21 protein-coding genes and 1 riboswitch are annotated in these 23832 nt (G+C 62.1%); of the genes, 8 read left to right on the top strand and 13 right to left on the bottom strand.

The window, feature by feature from the left end; genetic code table 11:
- Positions 1-7 precede the first annotated feature (7 nt).
- From xylG to PQR27_RS31230, 4 genes are all read left to right on the top strand, one after another.
- The gene (xylG, locus tag PQR27_RS31245) at positions 8-1567 is read left to right on the top strand and encodes a D-xylose ABC transporter ATP-binding protein (RefSeq protein WP_408527428.1); all 1560 of its coding nucleotides are present in this window, start codon (positions 8-10) and stop codon (positions 1565-1567) included.
- A complete protein-coding gene (locus PQR27_RS31240; protein WP_408527427.1) occupies positions 1564-2763 on the top strand; it encodes a sugar ABC transporter permease in 1200 nt (399 codons plus the stop codon). The genes xylG and PQR27_RS31240 overlap by 4 nt, the downstream gene beginning before the upstream one ends.
- Positions 2764-3073: 310 nt before the next feature.
- Positions 3074-5344, top strand: a complete 2271-nt coding sequence (locus PQR27_RS31235) for a xanthine dehydrogenase family protein molybdopterin-binding subunit (protein WP_408527426.1) — start codon at positions 3074-3076, stop codon at positions 5342-5344.
- 43 nt (positions 5345-5387) lie between these two features.
- Entirely contained in the window at positions 5388-5849 is a 462-nt protein-coding gene (locus PQR27_RS31230) for a (2Fe-2S)-binding protein (protein ID WP_408527425.1), read from the top strand.
- Between the two features lie 266 nt (positions 5850-6115).
- Here the strand turns inward: PQR27_RS31230 and PQR27_RS31225 are convergent, their stop codons facing one another.
- From PQR27_RS31225 to PQR27_RS31195, 7 genes are all read right to left on the bottom strand, one after another.
- Positions 6116-7627, bottom strand: coding sequence for an efflux transporter outer membrane subunit (locus PQR27_RS31225; protein WP_408527424.1), 1512 nt, complete (start codon positions 7625-7627; stop codon positions 6116-6118).
- Positions 7624-8628 carry an efflux RND transporter periplasmic adaptor subunit gene (locus PQR27_RS31220; RefSeq protein WP_408527423.1) on the bottom strand — a complete coding sequence of 335 codons (1005 nt, stop codon included), beginning with the start codon at positions 8626-8628 and terminating at the stop codon, positions 7624-7626. Before PQR27_RS31220 ends, PQR27_RS31225 begins: the two co-directional genes overlap by 4 nt.
- On the bottom strand, positions 8625-8834 hold the full coding sequence (locus PQR27_RS31215) for a DUF1656 domain-containing protein (protein ID WP_120348982.1): 210 nt from the start codon (positions 8832-8834) through the stop codon (positions 8625-8627). Before PQR27_RS31215 ends, PQR27_RS31220 begins: the two co-directional genes overlap by 4 nt.
- A gap of 46 nt (positions 8835-8880) precedes the next feature.
- The gene (locus PQR27_RS31210) at positions 8881-10983 is read right to left on the bottom strand and encodes an FUSC family protein (protein ID WP_408527422.1); all 2103 of its coding nucleotides are present in this window, start codon (positions 10981-10983) and stop codon (positions 8881-8883) included.
- A gap of 6 nt (positions 10984-10989) precedes the next feature.
- On the bottom strand, positions 10990-11595 hold the full coding sequence (locus PQR27_RS31205) for a MarR family winged helix-turn-helix transcriptional regulator (RefSeq protein ID WP_408528363.1): 606 nt from the start codon (positions 11593-11595) through the stop codon (positions 10990-10992).
- A 131-nt stretch (positions 11596-11726) separates the two neighbouring features.
- A complete protein-coding gene (locus PQR27_RS31200; protein WP_408527421.1) occupies positions 11727-13424 on the bottom strand; it encodes an ATP-binding protein in 1698 nt (565 codons plus the stop codon).
- A 4-nt stretch (positions 13425-13428) separates the two neighbouring features.
- On the bottom strand, positions 13429-14955 hold the full coding sequence (locus tag PQR27_RS31195; RefSeq protein WP_408527420.1) for an ATPase domain-containing protein: 1527 nt from the start codon (positions 14953-14955) through the stop codon (positions 13429-13431).
- Between the two features lie 1003 nt (positions 14956-15958).
- Here PQR27_RS31195 and PQR27_RS31190 point away from each other — a divergent pair.
- Entirely contained in the window at positions 15959-16399 is a 441-nt protein-coding gene (locus PQR27_RS31190; protein ID WP_408527419.1) for a hypothetical protein, read from the top strand.
- Positions 16400-16486: 87 nt separating this feature from the next.
- Here the strand turns inward: PQR27_RS31190 and PQR27_RS31185 are convergent, their stop codons facing one another.
- Entirely contained in the window at positions 16487-17062 is a 576-nt protein-coding gene (locus PQR27_RS31185; RefSeq protein ID WP_408527418.1) for a histidine phosphatase family protein, read from the bottom strand.
- Positions 17063-17156: 94 nt separating this feature from the next.
- Positions 17157-17246: riboswitch (adenosylcobalamin (AdoCbl) riboswitch) on the top strand.
- Between the two features lie 53 nt (positions 17247-17299).
- On the opposite strand from PQR27_RS31185, the gene PQR27_RS31180 reads away from it, so the two are divergent.
- Entirely contained in the window at positions 17300-17521 is a 222-nt protein-coding gene (locus PQR27_RS31180) for a CbtB domain-containing protein (RefSeq protein ID WP_408527417.1), read from the top strand.
- Positions 17522-17532: 11 nt separating this feature from the next.
- Complete coding sequence (locus tag PQR27_RS31175) at positions 17533-18264, top strand: CbtA family protein (RefSeq protein ID WP_408527416.1); 732 nt, start codon at positions 17533-17535, stop codon at positions 18262-18264.
- Positions 18265-18509: 245 nt separating this feature from the next.
- Here the strand turns inward: PQR27_RS31175 and PQR27_RS31170 are convergent, their stop codons facing one another.
- The gene (locus PQR27_RS31170) at positions 18510-19298 is read right to left on the bottom strand and encodes a 2OG-Fe(II) oxygenase (RefSeq protein ID WP_408527415.1); all 789 of its coding nucleotides are present in this window, start codon (positions 19296-19298) and stop codon (positions 18510-18512) included.
- Positions 19299-19660: 362 nt separating this feature from the next.
- Here PQR27_RS31170 and PQR27_RS31165 point away from each other — a divergent pair, with 362 nt between their 5' ends.
- Complete coding sequence (locus PQR27_RS31165) at positions 19661-20503, top strand: HTD2 family dehydratase (RefSeq protein WP_408527414.1); 843 nt, start codon at positions 19661-19663, stop codon at positions 20501-20503.
- A gap of 180 nt (positions 20504-20683) precedes the next feature.
- On the opposite strand, the gene PQR27_RS31160 is transcribed toward PQR27_RS31165, so the two are convergent.
- The 4 genes from PQR27_RS31160 to PQR27_RS31145 form a co-directional block, all read right to left on the bottom strand.
- Positions 20684-21295 carry a hypothetical protein gene (locus PQR27_RS31160; protein ID WP_408527413.1) on the bottom strand — a complete coding sequence of 204 codons (612 nt, stop codon included), beginning with the start codon at positions 21293-21295 and terminating at the stop codon, positions 20684-20686.
- Positions 21292-21543 carry a PAAR domain-containing protein gene (locus tag PQR27_RS31155; RefSeq protein ID WP_408527412.1) on the bottom strand — a complete coding sequence of 84 codons (252 nt, stop codon included), beginning with the start codon at positions 21541-21543 and terminating at the stop codon, positions 21292-21294. Before PQR27_RS31155 ends, PQR27_RS31160 begins: the two co-directional genes overlap by 4 nt.
- 33 nt (positions 21544-21576) lie before the next feature.
- Positions 21577-22029 (bottom strand): hypothetical protein, encoded by a 453-nt coding sequence (locus PQR27_RS31150; RefSeq protein ID WP_408527411.1) that lies wholly within the window; start codon positions 22027-22029, stop codon positions 21577-21579.
- Positions 22030-22092: 63 nt separating this feature from the next.
- Entirely contained in the window at positions 22093-23832 is a 1740-nt protein-coding gene (locus PQR27_RS31145; protein ID WP_408527410.1) for a glucosaminidase domain-containing protein, read from the bottom strand.

Raw genomic sequence — 23832 nt, 5'->3', positions numbered from 1 at the left:
ATAGCGAATGACGCAACCATTGCTGACGATGCGCGGCATCGTCAAGGCGTTTTCAGGCGTGAAGGCGCTCGATGGCATCGACCTGACGGTGGCGCCGGGCGAATGCGTCGGCTTGTGTGGTGAGAACGGCGCAGGCAAATCGACGCTGATGAAAGTGCTGTCCGGCGTTTATCCGCACGGTACCTGGGAAGGCGAAATAATCTGGGAAGGCCAGCCGTTGAAGGCCGCCAGCGTGCGCGATACCGAACGCGCCGGCATCATCATCATTCATCAGGAATTAATGCTGGTGCCGGAGTTGTCGGTGGCGGAGAACATTTTCCTCGGCAATGAGATCACGTTGCCCGGCGGCCGGATGAATTACGCCGCGATGTATCAGCGTGCCGACGAACTGCTGCGCGAGCTCGGCATAAACGGCATCAACGCCGCGCAGCCGGTGATGAACTACGGGGGCGGCCATCAGCAACTGATCGAGATTGCGAAGGCGTTGAACAAGCGTGCGAAGCTGCTGATTCTGGATGAACCGTCGTCGTCACTGACCGCGTCTGAAATACGCATTTTGCTGGACATCGTGCGCGATCTGAAGCGGCGCGGCGTGGCCTGTGTGTATATTTCGCACAAACTCGATGAAGTGGAAGCCGTGTGCGACACGATCAGCGTGATTCGCGATGGCCGCCATGTCGCAACAGAGCCGATGCGCGCGTTGACCACTGACCGCATCATCTCGCTGATGGTAGGCCGCGAGATCAGGAATCTGTTTCCGCGCGAGCCGCATCCGATAGGCGACGTGATTTTCGAAGCGCGCCACGTAACCTGCTTCGACGTCACCAATCCGCGCCGTAAGCGGGTGAACGACGTGTCGTTCGCGCTGCGGCGTGGCGAGATACTTGGCGTGGCCGGGCTAGTCGGCGCGGGGCGCACGGAGTTGATGCAGGCGGTCTTCGGCGCCTATCCGGGCGTGAGCGAGGCGACAGTGGTGATGGAGGGCAAGCCGCTGAAGATTCGCGCGCCCATCGATGCGATTCGCGCGGGCATCGGCATGGTGCCTGAGGATCGCAAGCGCCATGGCATCGTGCCGGGTCTGAGCGTGGGCCACAACATTACGCTTGCGGTATTGCAGCGCTTTGCTACTGGCGGCCGGATCGATTCCGCTGCCGAGCTCGATACGATCCACACGGAGATGAAGCGGCTGTCGGTGCGCGCGGCGCATCCGATGCTGTCGATCGCGAGCCTGTCTGGTGGCAATCAGCAGAAAGCCGTGTTGACGCGCATGCTGCTGACCGACCCGAAAGTGCTGATTCTCGACGAACCGACGCGGGGCGTCGATGTCGGCGCGAAATACGAAATCTACAAGCTGATTTTCCAACTGGCGCTGCGCGGCATGTCGATCGTGATGGTGTCGTCCGAATTGCCTGAAGTGCTTGGCATCAGCGATCGCGTGCTGGTGATCGGCGAAGGCGAACTGCGTGGCGATTTCGTCAACCACGGTCTCACGCAGGAGGACATTCTCAGCGCCGCGATTCTTCCCGTGCAGCGATCCCCGAACCCAACCGCAGCGAGTGCCGCATGACTCCCGACGTCACTTCCCAACGCGCCGACGAGGCCGTGCCGCGAGGCGCATTCGGCGGTCCGCAGCGCATTCAGCAACTGTTCGCGCGCTACAAGATTCTGGCGCTGCTGATCGCCGTGGCCGTCATCTGGATTTTCTTTTCGGCTCTGACGCATGGCGCGTTTGTCACGCCACGCAATCTGTCGAATCTGTTGCGGCAGATGTCGATCACCGGCATGCTCGCGTGCGGCATGGTGTTCGTGATCATCGCCGGTGAGATCGATCTGTCGGTCGGATCATTGCTCGGTCTGCTCGGCGGCGTTGCGGCGATTCTCGACGTCAACCGGCACTGGCCGATCGGTGTCACGCTGCCTGTCGTGATGCTGCTCGGTGTGCTGGTTGGGATGTTCAACGGCTGGTGGTCGACTTACCGGCGCGTGCCGTCATTTATTGTCGGCCTCGGCGGCATGCTGGCGTATCGCGGCATTCTGCTTGGCGTCACGGGCGGCTCGACAATCGCGCCCGTCTCGGACGGTTTCGTGTTTGTCGGTCAGGGGTATTTGCCGCGCCTCGCGGGCGACACGCTCGCCGTCGTGCTGTTCCTGTTGCTGGCCTTTCTGACGGTGCGGCAGCGGCGCAACCGCGAGCGCTATCAGTTGACCGTCGTGCCGGTGTGGCAGGACGTCGTGAAGGTGGTTGGCGCGGGCGTGATTCTCGCCGCGTTCGTCGCCACGCTCGACCGTTACGGCGGCATTCCGGTGCCGGTTCTCTTGCTGCTCGCGCTGCTGGGCATTTTCACGTGGATTGCCACGCAGACCGTGTTTGGCCGCCGCATCTATGCGGTTGGGTCGAATCTCGAAGCGACCCGGCTGTCCGGGGTGAATACGAATCGCGTAAAGCTGGCCATTTTCGCGCTGATGGGGCTGATGTGCGCGTTCGGCGGAATCGTGAATACGGCGCGGCTAGCGGCAGGCTCGCCGTCTGCGGGCTCGATGGGCGAACTCGACGCGATTGCGGCGTGCTTTATTGGCGGCACGTCGATGCGCGGCGGTTCCGGCACGGTCTATGGCGCGTTGATCGGCGCGCTGGTGATGGCGAGCCTCGACAACGGCATGTCGATGCTCGATGTCGACGCGTACTGGCAGATGATCGTGAAGGGCAGCATTCTGGTGCTGGCCGTGTGGATCGATGTGGTGTCGGGGTCGAACCGGCGCTAAGGAACGGAGCGTCATCATCTGATGGCTCATGTCTCTACTAACCCTGGGCACGGTCACGTGCCCGCGTAGTCCAGTTTGCATTGCAGCGTGCCGTTGTGTCTCCAATGACATTTAATGAAATGACACACGGGTTGCGCCTTCCGTCCATGGCGACCTTCCGCCCACTCACCGCTCCAAGTGCTTAAAGCGCGCGAGCTTTCAGTCGAGCCCGCACTCGCGCGTCTTATTACTGTTCCGAAGAAGTGGCCTCCGGCGCCAAGCGGCGCTTTCGCAGCTTTTCTGCCTTCGTGCACGCGGAGCGAGTCATGTCATGGTAAAGCGCAGAACCTTTCTGCTCGGCGGCGTCGGCGCTGTCGGGGTGCTGCTGGTCGGCTGGTCGGTGCTGCCGCCCGGGCAGCGCCTGACCACCTCCACGCCCTTGCCGGTGGACGGGACCCAGGTGGCGCTCAACGGCTGGGTCAAGATCGCCACGGATAACAGCGTGACGATCATGATGTCCAAGGCGGAAATGGGGCAGGGTATTCACACCGGCCTTGCCATGCTGCTGGCCGAAGAACTGGACGCCGACTGGTCGCAGGTGCGGGTGGAGAATGCGCCGATCGACAAGATTTATAACAGCGTGCAGAACATCATCGACGATCTGCCGTTTCGCCCGGACGACGACAGCGAGATCAAACGCGTCGCTGTGTGGATGACCCGCAAGCTGGTGCGCGAAGGCGGCACGATGATGACTGGCGGCTCGTCGAGCATTAACGATCTATGGACGCCGATGCGTGAAGCCGGCGCTTCGGCACGGATGATGCTGATCGGCGCGGCGGCGGCGCGATGGAAGGTGCCGCCCGGCGAGTGCCGCACGCAAGGCGGCTACGTGCGGCATGCGTCCAGCCATCAGGCGAGCTTCGGCGAACTGTCGGTGGAGGCCGCGCAACAGTCGCTGCCGCGCAAGGTCACGCTAAAGGATCCCGCCAACTTCAAGTTGATCGGCAAACCGGTGCGGCGTATCGAGGCTGCGTCAAAAATCAACGGCTCGGCGCGCTTCGGCATCGACGTCTTACCCGACGGCCTGCTGTACGCCAGCGTCGTGATGTGCCCGACGCTGGGCGGCACGGTAGCGAATTTCGATGCTTCGGCGGCCAAAACAATGCCCGGCTTTATCAAGGCATTTGCGGTGGCACCCTACAACGGCGGGACCGGCGGTGTCGCGGTAATCGCCGACAATGCGTTTCGCGCGATGAACGCGGTCAGCGCGATCAAGGTGAACTGGCACGAGGGTCCGGCGGCGAATCTGTCGAGCGCGCAAGTGGACTCCCGTCTCATGGCGGCACTGGACGACAGCGACGGCCACGCCTACTACCATCTCGGCAACGTCGATGCGGCCTTGAGCGGTGCGGCGCACACCGTCAGCGCTGAATACCATGCGCCGTATCTCGCGCATGGCGCGGTCGAGCCGGTCAATTGCACGGTGCAGGTGGCGGACGGCGCGGCCACCGTCTGGGTCTCGACGCAAATGCCCGGCCTCGCGCAACATCACGTCGCGAAAGTGCTGGATATCGATGTCGATAAGGTCGACATGCAGACCCAATTGATCGGCGGCGCGTTCGGCCGGCGGCTGGAGCTCGATTTCATCTCGCAGGCGGCGGCGATTGCGCGCGAAGGCGGCGGACATCCGGTGCAAACGATCTGGTCGCGCGCGCAAGACTTTACGCACGACTTCTATCGTCCGGCGTGCGTGTCCCGGCTGAAAGGCGGTTTCGACAAGGACGGCAGGCTGGTGGCGTGGCATGCCACGTCGGCGGGTCAGGCCATCGTGCCGGAGTCGCTTGTGCGTTACTACGGTGTGCCACGTATTCCGATCGACAAGACCACTTGCGAAGGCGCCTTCGATCAACCCTATGAATGGCCCACCGCGCGCGTCGCGCACAAAATCGTCGAGTTGCCGGTGCCGGTCGGCTTCTGGCGCTCGGTTGGCCATTCGCATCAGGCGTTTTTCACCGAGAGTTTTACCGACGAACTGGCCGCGGCCGTGGGCCAGGACCCGATTGCGTTTCGTACCGCGCTGCTCGCGCGGCATCCGCGCCATCTGGCCGTGTTGCGGCGCGTGGCGGTCTTGTCGGCATGGGGGCATCCATTGACCCATGCGGCCGATGGCGCACCGCGAGCGCGTGGCGTGGCGCTGCACGAGGCGTTCGGCAGCGTCGTCGCGCAAGTGGCGGAGGTGTCGCTCGCACCGGACAAACGGATTCGCGTGCACCGGGTGATCTGCGTGATTGACTGCGGCTTGCCGGTGAATCCCAACCTGATCCGCCAGCAGATGGAAAGCGGGATCGTGTTCGGCCTTTCCACCGCGCTGCAGGACGCGATTGTGATCGACGGTGGCCAGGTGCAGCAGAAGAACTTTGTCGACTACCCGGTGGTGCGGATGAACGACTGTCCGGTCATCGAGACCGACATCATGCCGAGCCAGATGCATCCGCAAGGCGTCGGCGAGCCGGGGGTGCCGCCGGTCGCGCCGGCCGTGGCGAACGCGGTGTTCGCGCTGACCGGCCAGCGCTTGCGCAGGTTGCCTTTAAAGCTTGCCTGAGACGGCAGACGCACAGCACACGCACACGCACACGGAGAACGGAATGGGATCGCTGAATATCAATGGCCGCGCAGTGGCCGTGCAGGCCGAACCGGATATGCCGCTGTTGTGGGTGCTGCGCTGCGAACTCGGCATGACCGGCACCAAGTTCGGCTGCGGCGTGGGTATTTGTGGCGCATGCACGATTCATCTCGAGGACAAGGCGGCCCTTGCATGTCAGACGCCGATATCGAGTCTGAATGCGCAGAAGGTGACGACGATCGAAGGCGTGCAGGGCGCGGAAGCGCAGGCGCTAAAGGCGGCGTGGATCGATCTCGACGTGGTGCAGTGCGGCTATTGCCAGAGCGCACAGCTCATGGCGGCGTGTGCGCTGCTCAAGCGGAAGCCCAATCCTACGGATGCCGACATCGACGCGGCGATGTCCAATATTGTTTGCCGTTGCGGCACGTATCCGCGGGTGCGGGCCGCGATTCACCAGGCGGCGGCGAAGCGGCGGACGGGTTAGGGCCGCCGCCGCTCATGCTGTATGCCGCCTAATTCGCCAGCATCTCCACCATCGCGACCACTACCGTGAAAACGCCGATGCAGCCGCCCAGCGTTGCTGCGCCTTGCATGAACTGCGACATACGTGCCCCCGAAACGTGATGTGAATGCACGTATTTAACCTGAACTGAAAGCTAAAAGAAAGCTTGTCAAAAATAATTCTGTAAGGTTTTGAAGGCCGCGAGCTGCTGCGTCGAGCGGCTTTCTTCAGGGGAAATCAGATGGCTGTCAGGGGGCGTGGGTCGCCGTCGCGGCAGTCGGCACGGCGACAGCACGCTTCGTCGTTGCCGTCGCAGGCGCCGCCGGCGGCGGATCGGTTTGCCACCCGCCGCCGAGCGCGAGGAACAGGTTGACCTGATCGATCGCCACCTGGCCTTCCGCCGCCGCCACCTGGGACTTGGTCGAGGTCAGTGTGCGCGTTGCATCGAGGTCCGAAATAAACGACTCGCGTCCGGCCTGATACAGCCGATGCGTTTCGTCCGCGGACTGGCTGGCCGACTTCAGCGCAGCCTGCAAAGCGTCGGCGCGGGCGTAGTCCGATGCGTAGGTGGCGAGGCTGGTTTCGGTTTCGCGCAACGCGGTCAGCACCACGCCGTCGAACTTCGCCAGCGCCACCTGGCTCGACGCCTGCGCTTCGCGCACCCGGCCGCGCGCGCCGTTCGTCGGAAAGGTCCAGCTGATCAGCGGGCCGAAGGACCAGCGAGCGGTTGGCTGCGTGCCAATGTCTTCGAGCACGCCGGTCAGACCGGCCGATGCGCCGATGCTCACCGTCGGATACAACGCGCCGGTGGCGACGCCGATACGTGCGGTCGACGCCGCGAGTTGACGCTCGGCCTCGCGCACATCGGGACGGCGCTTGAGTAGCGCGGCGCCGTCGCCGATTGGAATCGGCTGACGAATCCGCGGCAGCGTGTTGCAGGCCAGCACGGCCGGCGGCAGGTCGGACGGCGCGCGGGCGAGCAGCGCCGCGAGCCGGTATTGCGCGATCTTGCGGCGCGCCGTAAAGCGCGGAATATCCGCCGACAAAGTATCGACCTGGGTCTGGCCACGCGTCACGTCGGTCTGATTGCCGCGTCCCGCGTCGCGCAAACGGCGCGACACGTCCACGCGCTCCTTCTGCAAGGCGAGCGACTGCTGCGCGATGTGGAGCTCCTCGGCTGCCGAGCATTGCTCGACGTAGGAGCGCACCACGTCCGCCACCACCGTGACCCGGGCGAGATCGGCGGCGGCCTGCACGGACTCGGTGTCGGCCTGCGCGGCTTCCACGCCGCGCCGCAACTTGCCGAACAGATCGATCTCGTAGGAGATGCTGATGCCGAAATCGCCTTCGTTGGCGACCGGTATTTTGTTGAACATCAGATACTGCTCGGCCGACTCCTGCGCGCGTGAGACCAGGGCCGAGGACTTGCCGGAGAAGCCGCCTTGCGCCTCGGCGACGCCCAGCGCCTCGCGCGAGCGGGCAAGATTGGCCGCCGCGACGCGCAGGTCGGTATTCGATTGCAGCGCTTCATCGACGAGGCCGTTGAGCAGGGAATCGTCATACAGTTTCCACCATACCGCGGGCACGTTCTGCTGCGAGGTGAGCTTCGCATCCGCGCCTTCAATCGGCGTATTGGCGAGCGGCGCGTTGACAAGCGCCTCTTTCGGCAGCGCGTAATCGGGCCCGACGTTGATGCAGCCGTTCAGCGCTACAGCCAGCGGCAGCAGCGGCAGTAAGGGCAGGGTACGCGACAGCTTCATTGCGATGCGCCCGAGGTAGCGGCGGCGGAGGCCGATTGTGCAGCGGAAGCAGCGGACGCAGCCGGCCCAGCCGAAGCCGCCGATGCATCCACCGCGCCCGACGTGGCCGCGGCCGGCCGGCGCTTGCCGCCCGGCGACAGATCGCGCACCGACACCGTTGCGGTACGTCCGGCGATCATGCGGAAATCGGCGGGAATATCGTCGAGCACCACGCGCACCGGAATCCGTTGCGCGAGCCGCACCCAGCTGAACGCTGGGTTGACATTCGGCAGCAGATTCGAGCCTTGCGTACGGTCGCGGTCTTCGATCGCGGCGACGATGCTTTGCACGTGACCGCGCAGCACGTTCGGCTCGCCCATTACCTTGATATCCACCGGTTGGCCGATGTCGATACCGCGCAGCTTGGTCTCCTCGAAATAACCGTCGACGCGGAACGAATGCAGGTCGACCACCGCCAGCACCGCGCGCCCCGCCGTGACGTATTCGCCGGCCCGCGGCGCGCGGTCGTTCAGATAGCCGTCCACCGGGCTCAGGATCGTGGCGCGTTGCAGATTCAGTTTGGCCGTATCGATCGCCACGTTCGCATCGGCCAGCGCTGCCTCGGCCTGCTCGACGCGCGAGCGGCTTTCCTCGGAGACTTCCGCCGCGACCAGGTTGCCGAGCTTGCGGTTACGCACATCCTCGCGGCGCGCCTGATCGAGCGTGGCGCGGCGCTGTTGCGCGGTGGCTTGCGCCTGACGCAGCGCGAGCGTATAGCGCGCCTGGTCGATCACGAACAGCACCTGGCCTTGCTTGACCTGCTGGTTATCCACCACTTCCACCGACGAAATGAGCCCCGAGATATCCGGCGCGACCTGGATCACGTCGGCGCGCACGTGGCCGTCGCGGGTCCACGGTGCAAACATGTAGTAGGCGACCAGTTTCCACAGCACAGCGGCCGCGATCACGACGACGATCAGGGTCAGCAGAATCTGACCGACGGAGAACCAGGTTTTTTTCACGTTATTAGTCTGTGCGAAACGACAACGACAAGGCCCAGCACCAGCACGTAGATGCCGAGATCGAAGATGGAGCGGTGCCAGACGAAGCGGTAAAAGCCGACGCGTGCGAGCACCGTGCGGATGACCAGGTTGATGAGATACGCGATCAACATCAGCACGAGCACGGCGGGCACGAACACGCCGAAGATATCGATTTCACCGATCATCGCGCGGAATGGAGAGGGGTGTGAAACAGCTTGCGGGATGGGCGCATCAGGCGGCGGCCTCCGGTTCGGGCGGCGTGGGCGTGATCAAAGTGGCCGGAAACAGCGAAAGACGCAAGCCAACCAGCGCGTGCAACGCGTCGCGCAACTGGCGCGCCGAGGTCTGCGAGGTCGCCGTGGGCGCGCCGGCATTGGCGAGGCCTTGTGCGGTGACGCGCGCCACCGCTGCATCGATCGACGACATCAGGCTTTCGGGCACCGGCTGGCGCGTACGCCGGTCGACGCAGTGGTCGAAATACGCGCGCACGTCTTCGAGTACGCGTTCGATCGCGACCGGCGCCTCGCCGCCGAGCTTGCGCATCAGGCGGCGCAGATCGAGCGCGTTGAAGGCGATTCGCAGATCGCGAAAGCTTTCGATCGACGGATGCCGGTGGTCGTCCGTCGCGGCAAGGCGCGGGATCAGTTGCATGAGGCGGTCGAGCATGCGTGCGGCAAGGTTGCGCGGATCTTCGATCGGCTGCGTGGATGCTGTCAGCGCGACGTCGGCCCAGCTCGAGCGCAGCAACCGTGAGGCGGCGAATTCGGCGCCGAACGGGCGCGTTGCCCGGGTCCACAGATAAGCGTACAGCAAGCCGGCGAGGCCCGCGAGATTGCTGTTCAGGAAGATCAGAAAGTTGGCGTCGTAAGCGTCCTGAATACTGATGAAGGTGGCCGTATTGACCGCGACCAGCACCGTCGCCATGTTGAATTGGGGGCGCGGGATCAGCGTGCCGACCAGGATGAACGGTGCGGCGAACAGGATGACCAGCATGGGGAAGTCGTGGACATGCGGCAGCACGGCAAACAGATAGACGCCCGCCGCTGCCACGCTGATCGCGGTTGCCACGAAGAACCGGAACACCATCGGCGCCGGTTCGTCGAGCGCGGCGAAGAAGCAGCAGGCCACCGCCGCGAGCGTCACCGCGCTGGCGCCGTCCGCCCAGCCTGAGCTGATCCACAGGCCGCACGCGAGAACGACCGCGGTGCCTGCCGAGACCGTCGAGAACAGCATGAGGCCACGGTCGAAGAAGCGCTCCGTGCCGCCCAGCCGCCAATGCCGAAAACGCGGCCGCCACGAACCTTCTTCGCGCATGATGATGATGCGCAGCGAGCGGCAGTCCTGCCACACGTCGATCACCTGTTTCATACGCCACAGCGCGTTCGAGAGCAACGCGCCGTCCCAGCTCGCCAGCGCGGCCGGTGAGGGTTGCATGGCGGCGATGCGCTCACGCAAGCCGTTCGCTACCGCGTCGGGGTGATGGCCCTCACTCGCGGCGGGAAGCGCTTCGTTGAACCAGTTGATGACGTCGTTGAGCAATGCTTCGAGGCCCTCGGGCCAGGTCTGGCGGCCGCTGTTGTAGAGCGCGACCAGCGGATCGGCCAGCGACGACATGATCGGCAGCAGCAACTGCATGCGCCCGCGCAGTTCACGCGTGCGCGCCAGAATGTCCGGCCGTGTGTCGTCGTAGGCAAGCTGGCTTAGCAGTAATTCCAGCCCGTTGATGGTCGCCGCCAGCCGTTGGCGCGCCGCTGAGATTGCCGAGCCGGCAATGCGCCCGGACAGGGTTTCGGTTGAGTAGAAGGCGGCGTCGCGAAACCAGGCATCGGTCCGCTCGATGATGGTGGGGGCGAGCTGGCTCGGAAACAGCGCCCCGCCGACAATGCTCGCGCACACAATGCCGAGCGTGATTTCTTCCGTCCGGCTGACCGCCAGGTCGAATACACCGCCAGGATCGTTCACCGAAGGCAGGGCAATGATCGGCATGGTGTAGGCCGCCAGCATGAAGACGTAGCTGCGCGCGGTGCGGTCAGCCACCGCCAGATAGAGCAGCGTACCGGTCCACAAGGCGACGACCACGCTGAACAGATAGGGCGACTCGACGAACGGCGGCACCAGCAGCACCGCGCCCGACGCGCCGAGGGCAGTGCCGAGCGCGCGATAGAGCGCCTTGGAGCGAGTCGCGCCGACAAACGGATTCGACACGATATAGACCGTGGCCATTGCCCAGTACGGCCGTGGCAATTCGAGCGCGAGACCGATATAGAGCGCAATCATTGCCGCGGCAAACGTCTTGACCGAGAACAGCCAGTCGCGAATTGAGGGGTAGACCATAAACCGTTACGCCGTGTCCCTGACGTTTGGCCCTGCGGCTGGGCCGGCTTTGCCTTTGCGGGATTTGTTCGCTTTTCCGCCAGGGTTGGCCGGCTCGTGGGCGGCGCGCGGCGAATGCGGTGTGTGCGGTGTGTGCGGCGCGCGTGGTTCCGCGCGCTCGGGCGCGGTGGTGGTAGCGGTGGCGGCGTCGGCGGTGAATGCGGCCAGCACACGCAAGGTCGCTTCGAGATCGCTGCGCGAGACGCCCTTGAGCGCCTGCGCGCGCAGCGTGACAAGTTCTTCTTCCATTTTTGCGGTGGCGGCGCGGCCTTCTTCGGTGAGTACGACCGTTTTCGCGCGCCGGTCTTCCGGATCTTCGTCGCGGCGCATCAGGCCGGCTGCGCACAACTGGTCGAGCAGCCGAACCAGCGACGGTCCTTCAATACCAATGTGATCGGCCAGCGTGACCTGGCGCACCGCTTCGCCAAGCCGGCTGGCGGTCAGCAGCGGCGTGGCGCACGCTTCGGAGACGTTGAAGGCCGCGAGCACGCCATGGCTCGTGCGCCGCCATTTTCTGGCAGCGACGACCAAGGTGCTGCTGACGGTGCGGCGCAAGGTATCGAGATTCGACATGGCCGACATTGTATTTCTTAAAAATTCGTTAGCAAACTATTGAATTGAATTTTTTGTCGGGAGGTTTCATAGGCGAAAGTGGACAGCCATGAGCAGCGGGGGACGCAAGCACGTACGGCAAGGGCGTTTCCTCAGCCCCGCCCCGTGCCGCTGGCGGCAGCATCGCTGCGCGCCTCGCCGAGGCCGAGCCGGACCGTACGCGCCAGGTCGTCGAGCTGGAACGGTTTGCGCAAGATGGTGCAGCGCTTCACGGCGAGGCCGGATATATCCACGTCTGCGTAACCGGTGGCGAGAATCACCGGCAGATCCTCGCGCATCTTGCGCGCCTCGGCGATCACGTCGATGCCGTTCATGCCCGGCATCGCGAAGTCGACCATCAGCAAGTCGGGGTTGTCGTCTTTCAGACGATTCAGCCCGGTGGGTCCGTCCGCCGCTTCGGTCACGGTATAGCCGAGCATTCTCAGGCATTCCACCAGCATCGCGCGCACTTCGCTGTCGTCCTCCACCACCAGTACGCGCTTCACGCCGACGGCGTTCTGCTCGACGTCGGACGCCGCCTCGGTCTGCGTGGCGACGGGCTCGCGCAGCGGCAGCCAGATCTCCACCGTGGTGCCGACGCCTTCCTCGCTAAAGAGGCGCGCCGTGCCGCCGGCCTGTCGCGCGATGCCGTAAACCTGGCTCAAGCCGAGCCCGGTGCCCTTGCCGACCGGCTTGGTCGTGAAGAAAGGGTCGAACACGCGCGACACCACGTCGGGAGGAACGCCCGAGCCGGTGTCGGCGACTTCGACGACTACATAGCGTCCGTCGGCGAGTGTCTGATCAGGTGCGCTGCATTCCTTCACGTGAATGCCGAGCTGGCCGCCGCCCGTCATTGCATCGCGCGCGTTGATCGCCAGGTTGAGAATCGCCAGTTCGAGCTGATTGGCGTCGGCCTCGGTCCACATTTCCTCGGCGGCAAACTCGTTGGTGTAGCCGATGCTGGAGCCAAGCGACACGGTGATGATGTCGTGCATGCCTTGCAGCAGGGCCACCACGTCCACCGCTTTCAGATCGAGGTTGCTGTTGCGCGAGAAGGTGAGCAACTGGCCGGTCAGCTTCGCGCCGCGCTCGGTCGCGCGTTTGACGGTTGCGGCCATGGCGCGGATGCGCTCGTCGCTGCCGACCCGTGAGATCAGTTCCGCATTGACCATGATGACATTCAGCAGATTGTTGAAGTCGTGCGCGATGCCGCCGGTGAGTTGCCCGAGCGCCTCCATCTTTTGCGACTGGACCAGCACGGCCTGCACCTTGGCGCGCTCATGGATTTCCATCATCAGCCGGTTGTTCGCGGACGCGAGTTCGTGGGTGCGTTCGGCGATGCGGCTCTCCAGCGAATCGTTCAACTGCACCAGGGCGTTTTGCGCTTCGATCCGTTCGGCCAGATGGCGGCGCGATTCGTATTGCCGCGCGCGCGCCCGCAGCGACGACACCACCGCGCGGCGCAAGGTTTCAGAGTTCAGCGGACGTTCGAGCACTACCACGTTGCCGAGCCGTTCGAGCACTTCGAGGCCGCGCGCGGAACGGCGGCCGACACGATTGGCGGCAAGCAGAATGAAAGGGAAGTCCGACCACGCCGGCTGTTGTTCGAGCCATGCGAAGAGCGGCGCCGCACGGCTGTCGGCGAGGGCTTCTTCGGCGATCAGGGCGCTGCCCGCGCCGGCATTCAGATTATGGGTGAGCGTGTCGACGTCGCGGCACGCGACACATTCGCGCTCGTCTTTGTGCAGGACCTCGGCTATGACATCGGCGTCGCGGCCAAACGGCGCCAGGATAAGGACGCGTTGCTCCATGACGTTACGACCTGGCCGTGTCGATGAGATGGTCGGTCGCGCCGAGCAGGGCCGTACTCCCTCGATAAGCGGGCAGGCCGGACAGTACGCCTTCGAAATCGCGCAACGCTTCGCCGACTTCCACGCCGCCGCTGCCGAGGCGGAACTGCCGGATCGAACGCTCGTGCGCGTTCGCGCGGCTCTTGACCGCGGTGACGGCGGTGAGCACTTCGCCATGATGTTCGAAATAGCGGAACAGCACGACGACGTCGCTGAGATAGCTGATGTCGATGTCGTTCTGAATTTCGCCGATGATGCCGTGTTGACCCAGCACCAGCATCGTGATGACGCCCTGCTGATTCAGATAGCCGAGCAGTTCGTGCATCTGCAGGAGCAGATAGCGCTCGCCGGGCATCGCCTGAAGATAGGCGTTCAGACTGTCGATGGCGACGTACCTGACGCCTTTGTTCTCGACCGAGTTGCGCACGTCGCTGGCGAATTCGCCGGGCGAGATCTCCGCGGGGTCGATCTGACGCAGCGTCAGCAAGCCGCTCTGAACGTGTGGCGCCAGGTACATGCCGAGTGTGGCCGAGCGGATCATCAGCGTGGTGAGAGTTTCGTCGAACACGTAGTAGACGCAGCGCTCGCCACGCTCCAGCGCCGCGATCAGGCACGACACCACGGTGGTGGTTTTGCCGACGCCTGACGGGCCGATCATCAGTGCGTTGGTGCCGGGAATCAGGCCACCGCCGAGCAGCGCATCGAGACCCTGCGTGCCGGTGCTGACCACTTCGGCGCGGAATTCCGCATGGTGCTCGTTGGCGACCAGACGTGGGTAGACATGAATGCCGCCGGTGTCGAGCGTGAAGTCGTGATAGCCCTCGCGAAACTTGATGCCGCGCATCTTGGTGACGCGCATGCGCCGGCGGTTGCCGCCGTAGTCGTGTACGAGGTTATCGAGGCTGATCACGCCGTGCGCGATGCTGTGCAACTGCACGTCGCCGGGGTCCGATGAGTTGTCGTCGAGCAGCAGGACTGTGCATTCGCGCGTGGCGAAATAGCGCTTGAGCGCGAGAATCTGGCGGCGATAGCGCAGCGCGTTCTGCGACAGCAGCCGCAATTCGGAGAGGCTATCGAGGACGATCCGCGCTGGTTTGAGTTCGTCCACCAGCTTGATGACATTGCGCACGGTTTCGCCGAGTTCGACTTCGGCGGGGTGCAGGACGGTTTGCTCGAACTGCGGGTCCAGGCCCTCATCGGATAGCAGTTCGAGGATAGTGAACGGACTGATATCCCAGCCGTGGCTGTCGGCCACGGAGAGTAGTTCCGAGCGGGTTTCGGAGAGGGTGATGTACAGGCCGATCTGGTTTTCGGCGGCGCCCTGGAGTAAAAATTGCAAGGCCAGGGTAGTTTTGCCCGTGCCGGGCGCGCCTTCGACGAGGTACATGCGGTGAGGGGTGAGCCCACCTCCGAGGATGTCGTTGATTCCTGCGATACCGCAGGAAAGGCGGGTGAGGCGGGCCGACGGGGCGGCGGGGGTCGGGTTAGGCATGGCTTAGCTGGTATTGAGGGCCTGGTTTGTTCAGGCCGGTATGGCGAGGGCGCAAGTTTTGGGCCAGCTTTGGGGCTGGCGGTTTTTGGTGTTTTTGTTTGCCTACGGCGTTGGCCTTTCCTTGCATTCTTATTGGTTTATTAGCGTCGCCCCTGTGCGGGGCGGCACCTACTTTTCTTTGCCAGCCGCAAAGAAAAGTAGGCAAAAGAAAGCGGCTCAAACCGCCAACATCTAAGCGGGTCCCCTGGCTTGGAGGGGATCGTGGCCCCGTAGAGATTGGGCCTGCGCACCTGCTCTCGTGAGTGACCAGGCCGTCATTCTTCCGGCGGCGCTGCGCGCGCCGGGGCGGTGCTTCATCAAACCAGTTCCTGCTTTTTGCGCTCGCGATTGCCGTTGCGCGGCGACTCACGGTGGCACACCCCGCCGACTTGCTGGCTTCACTGCTAGCACCAGTACTTCTAAAACCATGGGTCTTCAGGTAGTTCGCAGCGGCATACCGTGGCGTACCTAGCCGGCTTCAGCGCCGGCACTTCCAAAACGTTGGTGTGTTTCGGCGCCGCGCCGAGGCGAAGCCGATGGCCCCCGCCGCGCACAAACGGAGCGCCCGGTTTCCGTGCTGTACCCATCTGCGACGCACGCAGTGCGGAGTGGGAGCGGATGACGGCTGTGTCACGGGCGCTTATGGACCGAGGTGTGATCCGTTAATCGGGCCACCAGCCCCTCCAAGCCAGGGGACCCGCTTAGATGTTGGCGGTTTGAGCCGCTTTCTTTTGCCTACTTTTCTTTGCGGCCGGCAAAGAAAAGTAGGTGCCTGCCCCGCACAGGGGCGAAGCTAATAGACCAATAAGAATGCAAGGAAAGGCCAAAGAAGCCAGAACAAGAAAAGGCCAACGCCACAGGCATACACGCCGCAAATAGACCACGCGAGACCACGCGCGCGAGCGCTCATAGGCACGAACCGTGCTCCCGCCCGAAGGGCCCCGCTCTCAAGGACCGCGCCCAGATGAACAACCCCAGGCTACTCGCAATCACGATTGCCGCCCTATCACTAGGCACTCTGCTGCCCCGCATCACAAACGCCGACGACGCGCCGAGTCCATGCGCGTCCCTCAAACGTATCATCGCGGCTGCGCCGGGTGGTCTAGCCGCGCTCACGCCAGACGACGGCAAGGGCATCGCGCAACCCTACGGCGACGACGCGGCCTGTTCAGCAAGCCACGGCAGCTATCAATGCATGTGGACGCCACATCACGACGCCGGCTCGAATGCGGATGCGCTGCAAGCCGTCGCAGCGGACATCGCGTCGTGTTTGCCAGACGCGACGCACGATCAGAATTCGCCGGGACGTCAGCATTTCTATATCGGCTCACCCGGCAAGCGGACCGAAATCACGGCGACGCCCGCGGGTTCGAACAAGCTGCGGCTGGTCGTGTCGGGGAAATGAACTTCGCCTTCGCAATGGCGTTCCCGGTATAGAAGCGGTATGCCTCCTGAAGACGCCCCGCGGCGCGCGGCCGAGGCACATCGTTTGTCACGGTGACGCCGGCCACCATGTCCATCCACGTGGCGAACGTCGCAGTTCAATCACCGAGAGCGGCGCGATTTCGATGCGCGGGAACACCGCTGGGGACACCCCGAGCACATGAATGATCGCGGCCCGGATCACCAACGCATGCGTGACTCCAACGATATTGCGCGTCTCGTCTGGTGCGCCGCTTTGCGCGTCGAGCCACAGGCCCACCCGTTTCACGAGTTGACTGAACGACTCCCCGCCGTGTGGGGCGGCCTCCGGATCGCGCGTCCATGTGGCGAGGTCTTGCGGCGCTTCGGTGGCGAGATCGGCGAGACGCCTGCCATGCCATTGGCCGTAGTCGAGATCCGCCAGACCGGCAGCGACCGTTGCCATGAGCCCTAAAGCCGACGCCGTTTCGCGCGCGCAGATGGCCGGGCTGACGAAGGCGGTCGCGTCGTCCGGAAGGGATAGCCGCGTTTGGGCGGCGAGGATGTCGACGCGGCCGCGATCGTCGAGTGGATCGTCCGCGGGGAAGCGGCCCGCGCGCATTGCGGCGGTCGGCGCGTGGCTGACCAGCAACAGCCGTGTGTCCATTGAATTCCTTTCCGAAGAGGCTGCGCCAGAACCGCCTGCGGCAAGCATGTTTGCGTTACCGATGCGCAAAGTTTAGCGCGTAGAATAGCGGGACTGCGAAGCACGGAAGCCGGTGAGAGCCCGGCGCGGTCGCGCCACTGTAATCGGCACATTGACAAGCCGAAAGCCAGACCTGAGCTTCGCACCATTCCTCTTCAATCGACTATCGGGGCGCGTTACCCCCAGGAGATGTCCAATATGAACGATGCTGTTTTCCATTCCGCGGCTCAGCCTGTCGCGCAACCCACGCCGATTCCGCTACGTGAATTGCTGCCCTGGGTCGTGTTCGGCGGTTTGTTGATGCTGCTGGCGCTGTATTTCGTTGGTGCGGAAGAGGGTGCCACGTCGCTGGTGCCCGGCATGTACGTGCATGAGTTCGTGCACGACGGCCGCCATCTGCTCGGCTTTCCCTGCCACTAACGGAGTCGAACATGGTTGGTAAATTGTTGGTACGCGGGATGCTTGCGGGCATCGCCGCGGGATTGCTCACGTTCGGCTTCGCCAGAGTCGTCGGCGAACCGCAGGTCGATCAGGCGATTTCCTTCGAGGAAAAGGCCGATGCGGCCAAGGGTGAAGCGCCTGAACCCGAACTGGTCAGCCGCGGCACGCAAGCCGGCCTCGGGCTGTTGACCGGCGTGGTGACATATGGCGCCGCATTCGGCGGATTGTTTTCGCTGGTGTTTGCCTATGCCTATGGGCGGGTCGGTAGTTTGAGCGTGCGGGCCTTGTCCGCATGGCTTGCGCTTGGCGCGTTCATTGCGGTGGTGATTGTTCCGAACATCAAGTATCCGGCGAATCCACCATCGGTGGGGGATCCCGAGACGATCGGGATGCGGACGGGTTTATTTTTCCTGATGATTGCGATATCGCTCGCGACGATGGTGTTTTCGCTGAAGGTCCGTCGCCGTGTCGCGATGAAGTTTGGTGCCTGGAATGGGTCGATTGTGGCAGTGGTCGTGTTTATCGTGATTATTGGCGCAGTGCAATTGTCGATGCCGACCATTAACGAAGTGCCGGCTGCTTTTCCTGCTGTATTGCTATGGAAATTCCGCACTGCGGCGATCGGCATGCAGGTGATTATGTGGGCGACGATTGGACTGTTGTTTGGCGCTCTGGTCGAGCGGGGGCAGTTTTCGCATGGTGTTGCTGTGACGTCTCGGTGATGGTTTTTTTTGCCTTTGGCGGCGGCGTTTTCTGGTTCTTGCCTCTTTGGCCTTTTCTTGTTTTGTTTCTGGTTTATTAGCGTCGCCCCTGTGCGGGGCGACGCTAATAAACCAATAAGAACACAAGGAAAGGCCAAAAAACCCAGAGCAAGGAAACCCCAAAAAACCAAACCAAGGAAAGGCCACCGCCGTAGGCACAACCACGACCACAAAACGCCGCCGCCAAAGGCAAAAAAATCTACCCCTCACCCGGCATCATGAAAAATCACCCCAACAGTATGCCGTCGGCCAGACCTAACCCGACTAACACCATGCCGCAAATTCACGCGATACACCCCACGCGTGCCCTGCACGGGCCGATGATGAACCGCAAACACCACGGCGTCGCCCTTGCCGAGCGGCACAACTTCCGCGCGTGATTGCATCCGTGGCCGCTGCTCGGTCATAACGAACTCCCCGCCCGTGAAATCCTTGCCGGGCTCGGACAGCAGAATCGCCGTCTGCAACGGGAACACGTGTTCGCCGTACAGATCCTGATGCAGGCAGTTGTAATCGTCCGTGGCATATTGAAGAATCAACGGAGTGGGACGCACTTGCCCATCGGCGTGACAACGTTCAACAAACTCTGCGTGCACGGCCGGATAACGGACGTCAATATCCATCGCCGCATTCCAGCGATTCGCGACCGGCGCAAGATGCGGATAAAGCCGCGTGCGTAAATCGGCGACCAACGGTGGCAGCGGATACGCGAAATACTTATATTCGCCACGTCCGAATCCATGTCGCGCCATCACGACGCGGCTGCGGTACAACTCGTTGCGCGGATAGAGCGCGGTCAGTACGTCGCACTCGTCATCCGTGAGCAGGTCGTGCAACATCGCGCAGCCATAGCGGTTCAACTGATCTTCGACTTCGAACCAGTCGATAGCGTCGACGCGTTGTACGATCGAACACGTGCCAACATCCTTCTGCGTCGTCCGCCGCGGTTGCAATTCCAGTTCCAGTGTAGCCGTGTGCTTTGCCACAGTATCCATGAGCATTCTCCATCAAGCGATCATCGAGCGATGCTTGAGTGTAAGCATGCAAGCCGCGCGACGCACTCCGACTCTTGCTCTTCAATTCACATCGCCCCGCGCATCCGCACGCCGGCCTCTCGGCAAAATCACCACGGTAAGCCACGCTGAAGCGATGGCACTTCAGGTCCGGCAACGCGCCGAAGATGAAGCCATGGCACACTCGCGCGAAGGAGCCTGACCGAAGCGTCCGCCAAGTGGACGTATCAGGGGCTTAAGCAAAGGCAAAGACCCGCTTCGAAAATTCAAACTTCGCGAAACACACTAACTGGTTCATAGTAGGCCCCTATTTAGCTCAACATGCGTATCCGGAGACTCTGCTCATGTCTGCCTCCCCAGAGAAACTCGACGACTGGCTCAACAAAGAGGCGGTGACCGAAGACGACATCACCGCTTTTCCTCTCACGGCGATGGCCGCCACGCTCGATCGCGCCGAAAACGGCGACACGGTGCCACCGTTGTGGCACTGGCTATACTTTCTGCCAATTGCACCGCTGTCCGACGTGGGGCCGGATGGCCACCCGAAGCGCGGCGATTTCCTGCCGCCGGTGCCGCTGCCGCGCCGCATGTGGGCCGGTGGCCGGCTGACCTTCCACGCACCGCTGAAAGTCGGTGAGCACGCCAAACGGACCTCGACCATCGCCAACATCGAAGACAAGACCGGCCGTTCGGGCCGTCTCGTGTTCGTCACGGTGCAGCACGCGATCGAGGCAGACGGGGAACTGAAGCTCGAAGAAGAACACGACATCGTCTATCGTGACGCGCCTCAGGAAGGCGCGCGGCCACCGCAACCGGCGCTTGCGCCCGAAGGCGAAACGTGGCGGCGCTCCATCGACGCGAACGCCGTGATGCTGTTCCGTTACTCCGCGCTGACATTCAACGGCCATCGCATCCATTACGACTATCCGTACGTCACGCAGGTCGAGGGCTATCCGGGATTGATCGTCCACGGCCCGCTAATCGCGACCTTGCTGGTCGATCTGGTGCGCCGCGAACAACCCGATGCGAGCTTCCAAAGCTTCGCGTTCAAGGCGCTGCGTCCGACCTTCGCCGGTCAGCCCTTCACTGTGTGCGGCAGGCCCTCCGCCGATGGCAAGACTGTCGATTTATGGGCCAAAGACCACGAAGGTTATCTGACGATGCGCGCCACTGCCGCGCTTGCTTGAAGGACGGAAGATTTCGACAATGCAATCCACCCAACTGAATCCGCTTCGGGATATTCGCGAAGCGGTTCGCGATCTTTGCTAGTCGCTTTACGGCGAGTACTTCCGCAATAACTCGTTGCGCTATTGGCGCATGATACGAGGTGCCTGGTATTGGGCCGCTGCAGCAAACGGCACGAAATGTCATTGGCCTAACTCTGGATCGAACATCACGAACTGCTCAGAGCCCGTATCTGGACGCTCAACGGTAGGCATGGTCCGTAGAGCGCGCTGCACGGCACCTTGCAGCCGCGCGTTGGTCCAGCGAGCAAGATCCTGAACCGTTTCCAGCCATGCAAACAGTCCGGCCAGTTGGCGGACCTCGTCAAGAGCTTCCAACGTATCGGCATCGAGTTCGAACCTTAGCAACTCGCCCGGCGGCGGCCGTCGTATCAGGCGGCAATCTGCAACAGGTAAGCCGTTAGTGCGCAACAAAATGCGACCCTGACGACCGATCCATGCCTGGTGGAAACAGGCGAATAGACGCTGACCCCGATCGTCGCAGATAGCACTGCGGTCGATCGCCGAGGCCGTGACGACCTCGTAGTCTCGGCCGGAATTCGCAAGGCAACTCGCTTCTATTAACGCATCGAGTGGCGAAAGAAAGCATCTGACAGCGCGAGCGCCGTGGGGCAAGTCGTTGATCACGAGTTGATAAGTCCCTGACCCGCCTCGCGAAACGATGACGAAGGTGTGAGGTGTTTCGCCTTTTTGCGATTCTTCACCCCTGAGATGAAATCCAATCCGTCTGGTCATGTTCGCAGGCTCGAAATCAGGCGGCAACCGCATGCCGCATGGTGCCCGTGGCGCGCGACCGCCACGCCGTTGTCCATTATCGAGTCGTCGCCTTCCACGATCAGATTGGGGCTGCGGTCAGGATGAGTCGGGCACGACACTGTATCGCCCTTGCGGGCGACGAGCCTTCCATCGAAGAACATCGCCGATGAAGCGCTCGTGACTTTGCCGCCATCGTCAGTAGCGTCGCCCAAACGGATGAAATCCATGTTGTTTGCCACTCCACTTAAATCGCATGATTTCTACCGCCGACGGGGTGGCCGGCTGTAGAAGTCGTAGCTGACTTCATTGATATTGAAGCAGGCACCATTGACAGCGGGTGAGTGATTAATGAGTACGCCGGCATACTGCGGCCGAGCAGACTCGATGTCCATGGTAATGTCAATTTCACCGTTCTTGCCGTAGTCTTTGAAGATGCTGGTTTTTACAACTTTTCCGTTCGGCAGGAATGTCGAGTCAACCTGCATGCCATCAGTCATGGCATAGAATTTTGCGTTTCCGGCGATAACCAGTTCTTCGCACTTGGCAGACGCCAAATTGATCCGGTAAGAAATCAATCTTCGTCCATCTGTATCGCGGCCGGCGTCCCGAAGAGAAATTGTGGCGGAATAGGGCACGTCGGTTGATTTCAGCATAGTATCCTGGTCAGCAGCCTTACACGCCGACGCGAGCGCGACAATCGAAAGCATGGACATTGCTATTCGTGGAAGAGATATTTTCATTGGGTCTGTGTCTGAAGCCTTAAATTGGGAACATGATTAATGAGTCGACGCCGCACTCATCTGGGCGCTATCGACGCTCGCCTCGTCAAGATCGTAGTCTTCTGCGTGGTCGATATAGTCGACAGGAAACCGGTAGTGCGTGATCCATGACGCAGGAACCGCACTGTGACTGACTTCATGCGCGTGGCCCTGATTACCGCCAAGCGTCGCTATTCTCGGCGCATTTGAGCGGCCAGGCTCCTTCCCGTTGACAAACGTCACGTGAAATCCGCCTGTGGGGAAATGTACGATCGCAATTGCGCCATACGCGGGTTTATTGTCGTGCGTTGCCCGGCCCCACGTTGAAAGGCTTCTTGCGCCAGCGCTGTTATTGCCGCGAAATCCTGCGCGAGTCAAACACCAGTTCACAAAGGCAGCGCAATAAGCGAGGTTATCGGAGCGTTGCCGACCCAACGACGTGGCACTGAAATACTCCTGAATGTGCCGGTCGGGATGAGCACCCCCTCTGCGTCGCACTCCGGCCTGGAACTCATGTTCAGCGATTGCCATCCACGGAGCGCGGCGCGCGCTGAGTACATCCGTTTGCGGATGATCGGTTGTGCCTCTATGACGCAGCGCATGTACTGCATTGTTCGGGCTCAGGGGCAGAGTGTCGGCACCGTGAAATACCCCTGCTTTTTGGGAGGCCTGGCGTGGCTTGGGCACTTTGACTATCTGCCCAGGATAAATGTGATAAGGCGATACGATTCCGTTCAGGCGGGCCAAAGTCAGATAGCTAGTTGAATGTGCTTTGGCGATTTGAATGAGAGAGTCCCCTCTTTTGATCGTGTAGTTTCCCAGGTCGGTATCGGCGGCGTTTTTTTCACCCGTCGCGTGAGTCGACTTCGAGCGACGCGGCGATGCGCTTGCGGCCGGAGTATGCGTTGACCTGGTGTGAGCCGGCGTGCTGGCAGTATCCGATGCGATCGGTTGCTCATGACGTTCGGTTACCGAGTCGATGACCAAGGTCGGGGCGATCAACGTAATTGCGGTGGGAGGAGAGGTCGGTCGTACCTTTTCTTCAATGGCTATCCATGCGCGGTCATGTTCTGACCATACCTCGATTGCAACCGGTCCGCCGGATATGGCGGCCTGGATTTGCACATGTCCGTTGTTATCCGCGAGCAGTTCACACGTATTGTTTCCTTGCGAGACTTTGACTTTCGAGTTCGCAAGCTCCACACGAGCTGCATCCCGGATGTACACATTGATTGTCGGCAAGCATCCTTTGCATCCATCTTTCTTCGCGGCTGCAATGGCGCGCTGCATCGTCGGTCCGTCGAAAACCTGTTTGAGTTTGACCGCATATGCTTCATCAGTAGCATATCCGCCACGTTTTAGTGCCTGAGCTTCCTCAACGAAATTCCCTTTGATGTCGTCGCTATAGAGTCCCGCGTGCCTATAACGCGGATTGTCCTGAAGGAACTTCTGTCGGTCACGCAGGCTGTCGAGGATCGAGGCGTACACGCGGAAGGGTGCATTGATCCATATCTTTTGACCGTTGACCTTTTCCCAGACGTTGAACGCTCTGGATTCTCCCTGCCAGTCCGATGTTGCCTTGATGTTGAAAACATTGTTCGTCCCAGGCAGTATTTTTTCACCCCACCCCGTTTCCTGGGCAGCTTGGGCGAGAATCAATTCCCAGGAACATCCCGTCTCATCCGCGCACTGGCGCGCCGGGCAATAAAGGCTCTTGATAAACGCGACTCTTTTTTCGGCGGTATACATGTCCGTCAT

It is taken from the genome of Paraburkholderia fungorum, from assembly GCF_046027215.1.
Classification (GTDB): Bacteria; Pseudomonadota; Gammaproteobacteria; order Burkholderiales; family Burkholderiaceae; genus Paraburkholderia; species Paraburkholderia fungorum_D.
This window is presented reverse-complemented; position numbering and strand designations above follow the sequence as displayed.

What these genes read in the sequence shown, in the direction of transcription:
- PQR27_RS31145 (WP_408527410.1), bottom strand. Translation starts at nt 23,832, where the DNA reads ATGACGGACATGTATACCGCCGAAAAAAGAGTCGCGTTTATCAAGAGC.
- PQR27_RS31160 (WP_408527413.1), bottom strand. Translation starts at nt 21,295, where the DNA reads ATGACCAGACGGATTGGATTTCATCTCAGGGGTGAAGAATCGCAAAAA.
- PQR27_RS31200 (WP_408527421.1), bottom strand. Translation starts at nt 13,424, where the DNA reads ATGGAGCAACGCGTCCTTATCCTGGCGCCGTTTGGCCGCGACGCCGAT.
- PQR27_RS31185 (WP_408527418.1), bottom strand. Translation starts at nt 17,062, where the DNA reads ATGGACACACGGCTGTTGCTGGTCAGCCACGCGCCGACCGCCGCAATG.
- PQR27_RS31215 (WP_120348982.1), bottom strand. Translation starts at nt 8,834, where the DNA reads ATGATCGGTGAAATCGATATCTTCGGCGTGTTCGTGCCCGCCGTGCTC.
- PQR27_RS31165 (WP_408527414.1), top strand. Translation starts at nt 19,661, where the DNA reads ATGTCTGCCTCCCCAGAGAAACTCGACGACTGGCTCAACAAAGAGGCG.
- PQR27_RS31150 (WP_408527411.1), bottom strand. Translation starts at nt 22,029, where the DNA reads ATGTCCATGCTTTCGATTGTCGCGCTCGCGTCGGCGTGTAAGGCTGCT.
- PQR27_RS31195 (WP_408527420.1), bottom strand. Translation starts at nt 14,955, where the DNA reads ATGCCTAACCCGACCCCCGCCGCCCCGTCGGCCCGCCTCACCCGCCTT.
- PQR27_RS31180 (WP_408527417.1), top strand. Translation starts at nt 17,300, where the DNA reads ATGAACGATGCTGTTTTCCATTCCGCGGCTCAGCCTGTCGCGCAACCC.
- PQR27_RS31175 (WP_408527416.1), top strand. Translation starts at nt 17,533, where the DNA reads ATGGTTGGTAAATTGTTGGTACGCGGGATGCTTGCGGGCATCGCCGCG.
- PQR27_RS31210 (WP_408527422.1), bottom strand. Translation starts at nt 10,983, where the DNA reads ATGGTCTACCCCTCAATTCGCGACTGGCTGTTCTCGGTCAAGACGTTT.
- PQR27_RS31170 (WP_408527415.1), bottom strand. Translation starts at nt 19,298, where the DNA reads ATGGATACTGTGGCAAAGCACACGGCTACACTGGAACTGGAATTGCAA.
- PQR27_RS31240 (WP_408527427.1), top strand. Translation starts at nt 1,564, where the DNA reads ATGACTCCCGACGTCACTTCCCAACGCGCCGACGAGGCCGTGCCGCGA.
- PQR27_RS31205 (WP_408528363.1), bottom strand. Translation starts at nt 11,595, where the DNA reads ATGTCGAATCTCGATACCTTGCGCCGCACCGTCAGCAGCACCTTGGTC.
- PQR27_RS31155 (WP_408527412.1), bottom strand. Translation starts at nt 21,543, where the DNA reads ATGGATTTCATCCGTTTGGGCGACGCTACTGACGATGGCGGCAAAGTC.
- PQR27_RS31230 (WP_408527425.1), top strand. Translation starts at nt 5,388, where the DNA reads ATGGGATCGCTGAATATCAATGGCCGCGCAGTGGCCGTGCAGGCCGAA.
- PQR27_RS31225 (WP_408527424.1), bottom strand. Translation starts at nt 7,627, where the DNA reads ATGAAGCTGTCGCGTACCCTGCCCTTACTGCCGCTGCTGCCGCTGGCT.
- PQR27_RS31235 (WP_408527426.1), top strand. Translation starts at nt 3,074, where the DNA reads ATGGTAAAGCGCAGAACCTTTCTGCTCGGCGGCGTCGGCGCTGTCGGG.
- PQR27_RS31190 (WP_408527419.1), top strand. Translation starts at nt 15,959, where the DNA reads ATGAACAACCCCAGGCTACTCGCAATCACGATTGCCGCCCTATCACTA.
- xylG (WP_408527428.1), top strand. Translation starts at nt 8, where the DNA reads ATGACGCAACCATTGCTGACGATGCGCGGCATCGTCAAGGCGTTTTCA.